This window comes from Ruficoccus amylovorans, from assembly GCF_014230085.1.
GTDB classification, from domain to species: domain Bacteria; phylum Verrucomicrobiota; class Verrucomicrobiia; order Opitutales; family Cerasicoccaceae; genus Ruficoccus; species Ruficoccus amylovorans.
The window spans coordinates 1-5713 of sequence record NZ_JACHVB010000047.1 but is presented as its reverse complement, the minus strand read 5'-3'; the positions used below and the strand labels follow the sequence as shown (position 1 = coordinate 5713).

Sequence of the window (5713 nt, the reverse complement as noted above, 5' to 3'; positions counted from 1 at the left end):
CTACTGCCCTGCCTCTTGTTGTCTTGCTTGCCACCTCTTCCGTCCTGAGTGCTCAGGAGCCCTCGGGGGGGACCCTGATCGAAATGTCCGGGATCGGCGGCTTTATTCTGACCGCGTACCTGCTGATGTTTCTGGGGCGCAGGAATCCGGAGGGGAAGCTGGCCCGCTTCGCGGCAAAGATTCTGCCCGGCAGGCGTTAACCTCGGAAAGGCTCCCCATGTTCCGAGTTAGCGCAGCCGTTTTCGGGCTTTCGCTAGCCCTCTTCACCGGCCCCTTGAGCGGGCAGGTTTCCTTGCCGTATGAGACGGATTTCGAGTCGGCGGCGGGGTATGTGCCCGGCAATCCGCCGGGCCTGGCTCCCTGGAGCGCGGGCGGTTCGGGCGCGGTAGTGACCGCGGTTGATTCGGCTTCGGCGGCGCAGTCGATTTTGTTTCCGGACGGGGTGTCGGGCTTTCTGAGGGGGAGCTTCGGCGGTGCTCAGCCGGGGGCGGTGACCTTTGTCGATTTTTACTTAAAACCCATGGCCGGGTCGCAGGAGAGCCTGCCGCAGGTTTCCAGTACGGAGACCTCGGCCATGACCGGCGTGGTGGAGAGTGCGGGCGCGGGCTGGCTGTACGCCGTGCATGGCGACGGGCAGGGCGGCGGAGAGTGGCAACTGGTGCCGCGCTCCTTTGCGTTGAACGACGGTGTATCCACAAACTGGATACGCCTGACCTACCGGCTCAACTACGCGACCAAGACCTGGGACCTGTACCTGGACGAAGACCTCGTGGCGACGGACTTGGGCTTTATTGACGATGTGCTGGAGAGTTTCAGCTCGTTCCGGCTCAAGGGCGGTGGGCTGGCACCGGTGTATTTTGACTTCTTCTACGCCGGGTACGACAACCCGATCTTCCTCGACAGCGACGGGGACGGCATGAGCGACGCCTACGAAATCGCCAGCGGCCTGAACCCGAACATGGACGACCGCTACGGGGACCTCGACTTTGACGGGATCGCGAACATCCACGAGTTCCTCTACGACCTGGCGGCGGGCAACCCGGACAGCGACGGGGACGGCGTGCATGACGGGTGGGAATTCGCCTTCGGGGGCGATCCGGCGGCGGCGGACAACTACACCCTGGCTGCGCTGCCCTACACGGACAGTTTTGAGAACCACCCCACGGCCAACGTGACCAGTGCGGGCGGTTGGGCCTATCAGGGAGGCAATGAGCCGCAGCTCAGCAGTGCCGAGGCCGCCGCTGGCAGTTACTCGGTGTTTGTCAACGCCTCCACCTCCTCGACGGCGCTTTATAATCTCTTCACGGCGGTGCCCGACACCGTGGTCTGGGTGGACTTCGCGCTCAAGCCGGGAATGCTGGCCGAGGAACCCGCCCTGAGTGCGGCGACATCGGCGGGCTTTTACTTTAACGACGAGGGGCTGCTGCGGGCTTTTGACGGCGCGGTCCTGCCGATGGGCGGCTGGCAGACACTGGCCCACGAGCACGTCCAGAGCGATCAGTGGCAGCGGCTCACCGTCCAGCTCAACTACACCACGCAGCGCTGGGCGGTGTACCTCAACGGGGTGCGCCTGGCCAATGGACTTGGCTTTGCCAACGCGGTGCCGTTCTTTCAGTCCTTCCGGATGACGGAGTCCGAGGGCGGTGAGACTTACCTGGACGCGGTGCAGGTCGGCTACACCGAGCCCGCCGATCTCGACAACGACGGTGACGGCCTGAGCAATGCCTGGGAAATCGCCGCTGCCGCTCACGGTTACGACCCGGAGAACGCCTACTCGGCCGACCCGACCGGCATGGTGCGCGATGATTATTACGACCTGGACCGGGACGGGCTGGGCACGCTGGCGGAGCTGGCCGCCGGGACCGACTTTACCAACCCGGACACGGACGGCGACGGCCTGCTCGATGGTGCCGAAAGCACACTGGGCGAGGACCCGCTGGTGGCGGGGAGTTTCAACGCGCTCAGCGCGGACAGCAACGGCATCTACTCCTGGCAGGCCGGATTCGAGCCCGCGGAGGGCTACAGCGTCGCCGCCCTGAGCGGGCAAAACCGTTGGCGTACCGACTCGGCGCTGGTGACCGTGAGCGCGGCGCAGGCGCAGGCCGGGACTCAATCCGTGACCCTGGAGACCGCGGCGAGCGAGGCGGTTTCCGCCGAGCAGTGGCTGGCTTCACCGGTCGGGGCGAGCGTGGTCTGGGTGAGCTTTTATGCCAAACTGACCCCCGGCGGCCTGCCCGACCTCTCGCAGCGCGAGACGCTCGGGGCGGCTTACTTCACGACCGACGAGGCAGGCACCCTGCACGTTTATGACGGGGGCAGCAGCCAGTGGCTGGATGCCGGTCTGGCCGTGAACGCGGCCAACTGGATGCGCTTCGATGTCCGCCTCGACTACGCGGCCAAGACCTGGAGCCTCTGGGCCGATGCGACGGAGGTTGCCCTTGACGTGGGCTTTGCCAACACGGCCATCGCCGGCTTCACGCGGGTCCGCTTCGAGCAGTTGAGCCAGTCCGAGAGCCAGGGCTTTATCGACTCGTTACGTGTGTCCACCGCCATGCCAGCGGAGCTCTCCCCGTGGGGCATGGTCCCCGAGGACTGGAAGCAGGCACTCGTCGATGCTGACGACTCCGACGCCATCACCAGCACGGCCCAGGTCCTGCCGGGAGATGATTACGACGGCGACGGCCTGAGCAACGAGGAGGAGTTCCGGCAGGGCAAATCGCCCACCGTGGCCGATGCCGATGTGCTGTACTACGTCTCGGCCGACACCGGCAATGACGTTTACTACAACGGCCTCAGCCTCTACCCCGGCCAGCCCAGCAGCCTGCACGGCCCCAAGGCCACCCTCTCTGGTGTCTTCGCTGCCGCCGCCGATGAAAGCCGCATCCTCGTGCAAGCCTCGTCCATCGCCTACGACGAGACCACCCTCAACCTCAACGGCAAAAACCTCACCCTCCGCCCCAACGGCGACGTTACCCTGAGGTAGTTTTTGCCCCCTTACGTGAGCCCGCTCCCGACCTCCCTGCACCCTTTACCCCGGACACCATGAATCTCCTCCACTGCCTCGCTGTCATGCCCTTGCTCGCCTTGCCCCTGATGGCGGAGTCCTCTGCCGGGGAAGGCCGTGCCTCGCCGTCCCCACAGGCGATCGAGGCCGTACAGGGAGATGAGGAGGCGCGGGCGCTGCGAGAGTCCCTGCATGCGTCACGAGAGCAGATGCTCGCCCAACTGGAACAGGCATCCTCCCCTCAGGACAAACGCGCGGTGATCGAGCAATGGCGTCAGCAGTCCCGTCCCTTGATTGAACAGCTTGAGCAGCAGCGTTCGGGCGCAGGCGTGGAGAGTGCCTCTGCCCGCACCAGTGCCTCCGGTAAGAAAGCTTCACCCACCTGGACCCGCCCGCCAATCCCCGACAACCTCTCCGCCGCCGAACGCGAGCAATTCGAACTGCGCTACGATGTGCGCGAGGCACAGATGGCGATGCTTGCCCAGTTGGAGAATGCCAGCCCGCAGCAGCGGCGCCAGGTGATGGAGGACTTCCGCGAACAAAACGCCCAACGCCTGACACGCCTGCGCGAGTTGTCGGAGGAGGCGTCCGTCTCCCCGGCTACCCAGTCCCGGGGCGGGCAAGCATCCGCCCGCTCATCGGGCCAACTGGAGTTGCATGACATCCCCGCCAACCTCCCGGCCGAGCAGAAAGCCAGGCTCCAGGCCCGTAACGAACGTCTCGCCGCCGTCAACGAATTGACCGCCACGCTCGCCAACGCCTCCCCCGAGGAACGCCGCGCCGCCATCGACGCCTACCGCGAGAAAATGACCACCCTGCGCGAGTCCTTGTCCGCCACTGGAACGATTTCCCCGGCCCGCCTTGAAGCGGCCTCCGCCACGTCCGCCGACTAACCCTCTTCACGCCCAACCCACGACTACCATGAAAAGCACCCTCCCAACCCTGCTTGCCTCCTTCCTGCTCACAAGCCTCACCCCCTTCACCCTTCACGCCGACTCCCTCACCGTCGAAGGTGACCTCAACGTCGAGGCTTCCGGCACCGCCCAAGGCGACCTCACCGTGGACAACAAACTCACCGTCAACCCAGGCTCAGGCGTCAAATCCGCCTTCACCGTCGAACCAAACGGAGTCATCTGGGCCGGCGAGGGCCAGAGCTACAACGCCACCGAGATGATCCCCGAAGGTCCCGGTGCTCGTTTGATGTGGATCCCGCAGAAGGGGGCGTTTCGGGCAGGATATACTTGGGGTACTCATTGGAGTATAGAAAATATTGGAGTTGATTCGATGTCATGGGGACAGTTCTCATCTGCGAGTGGTGAAGGCGCTACGGCTTGGGGGAATTCATCGGCTCGTAGTATCTACGCAACTTCATGGGGCGATAGTTCTTTGTCAACTGGGCTTAATTCCACGGCGTGGGGTGAAGGAGGCCACGCAACTGGTATTGGTTCAACTGCTTGGGGAGAGTGGACTTTTGCGACTGGATATTATTCGACTGTTTGGGGGTCTGAAACGGTTTCGGATGCATATTATTCAACTGCTTGGGGGAAGGGGACTATTGCTGAATCAGTTAGCTCTACTGCATTTGGCGCATGGAATACTGGTGGCTATACGCACCTAGATGGTGGAAATAGTACGAATGACGGTGATAAGAAATGGTTTGATCTCGATCCGTTATTGGAGGTGGGTAATGGAACTTATGCTAGCCGATCCAATGCCCTGACCGTTATCAAAAACGGCCAAACCACTTTGCAAAACAAGTACTGGGACGAGCAAAATCCCACCGAGATCCCCGCCGACCCGGACACCGAACTGGCCGGTGACCAGTCCTCCGCCGGTGAAGCCCTCGTTGTCAGAGGCCATGCGCGCTTCGGGGGTAATGTCACAATGCCCCGCCAGGGAGATATCTGGATGGGGGCTTTTGGTAATCCTGAGGATTCTGGGCAACAGGGGGGCTCTTGACCTCTTGGTTCTCGCTGCCACTGACTGAATCGTCCTGACCAAGAGCCAACCACTGTTTCCTCATGCCCGCTTTCATTGATTGAAACTTCCTACCATGACTCGCTGCTCGCTGTTTTCCATCATCCTTGCCCTCCTGAGTCTGCCTGCCTGGGCCGATTCAGGAGCGGCCTCTTATCCCCAATGGTGGCTGAGCCGGGCCGTTGTTGATTCTCAGCCTCCCGACCCCTCTGACCCCGCTTACCCGGCCTGGTTGGATGCCAATTACGCCCCCGCCAACCTCGGGCAAGCCAAGCATCTGGCCAAGGCAGCCTATCTGGAGATGGAATCGCAGGAAACGGGGAGTGCCGGGAGCGAGGTCGCCTCGATGGTGGCCAACTTCTCGACAAACCCCGGTATCAACTACGCCCCCTTGAACCTGGGCCAACTCAAGGCGCTCGCAAAACCCTTTTATGACGTCATGCACGCTGCCGATGGTTTTATCATCGTGCTTTCGGACGGAACATCTCTTTCTTCCGGAGAGTACCCTTGGGACCCGGCCACCCCTCTCTCCGCCAACTACGCCCCCGCCAACCTCGGACAACTCAAATATGTCTTCTCCTTTTCCCTGGAAGAGTGGGGGGTAGAAGTTACTCCTCCTGAGGTGCCCGGAGAGTATGAGCGAGCCTTTGTTTATCTTGTCGAGCCTACGATCAGGTACGCTGTTGTTGGGCAAGCGATTGGTTTGAAAGCTGTGGCAAGTTTTCCGGGAGA

4 protein-coding genes and 1 pseudogene are annotated in these 5713 nt (G+C 62.5%); all 5 read left to right on the top strand.

Translation table 11 applies throughout. From position 1 onward, the window contains the following. Window positions 1–200 (top strand): hypothetical protein (locus tag H5P28_RS15510; RefSeq protein ID WP_221773445.1); only part of this gene is annotated, 200 nt, incomplete at its 5' end. Window positions 201–217: 17 nt separating this feature from the next. Further along, window positions 218–2983, top strand: a complete 2766-nt coding sequence (locus H5P28_RS15505; protein WP_185676386.1) for a thrombospondin type 3 repeat-containing protein — start codon at window positions 218–220, stop codon at window positions 2981–2983. A 59-nt stretch (window positions 2984–3042) separates the two neighbouring features. Then, on the top strand, window positions 3043–3897 hold the full coding sequence (locus H5P28_RS15500; RefSeq protein WP_185676621.1) for a coiled-coil domain-containing protein: 855 nt from the start codon (window positions 3043–3045) through the stop codon (window positions 3895–3897). A gap of 28 nt (window positions 3898–3925) precedes the next feature. Continuing rightward, a complete protein-coding gene (locus H5P28_RS15495) occupies window positions 3926–4963 on the top strand; it encodes a hypothetical protein (RefSeq protein ID WP_185676620.1) in 1038 nt (345 codons plus the stop codon). Between the two features lie 94 nt (window positions 4964–5057). Beyond that, window positions 5058–5713: pseudogene (locus H5P28_RS15490) on the top strand (hypothetical protein); the annotation flags it as partial.

Coding starts and splice junctions, on each gene's coding strand:
- H5P28_RS15505 (WP_185676386.1), top strand. CDS start 218: ATGTTCCGAGTTAGCGCAGCCGTTTTCGGGCTTTCGCTAGCCCTCTTC.
- H5P28_RS15500 (WP_185676621.1), top strand. CDS start 3,043: ATGAATCTCCTCCACTGCCTCGCTGTCATGCCCTTGCTCGCCTTGCCC.
- H5P28_RS15495 (WP_185676620.1), top strand. CDS start 3,926: ATGAAAAGCACCCTCCCAACCCTGCTTGCCTCCTTCCTGCTCACAAGC.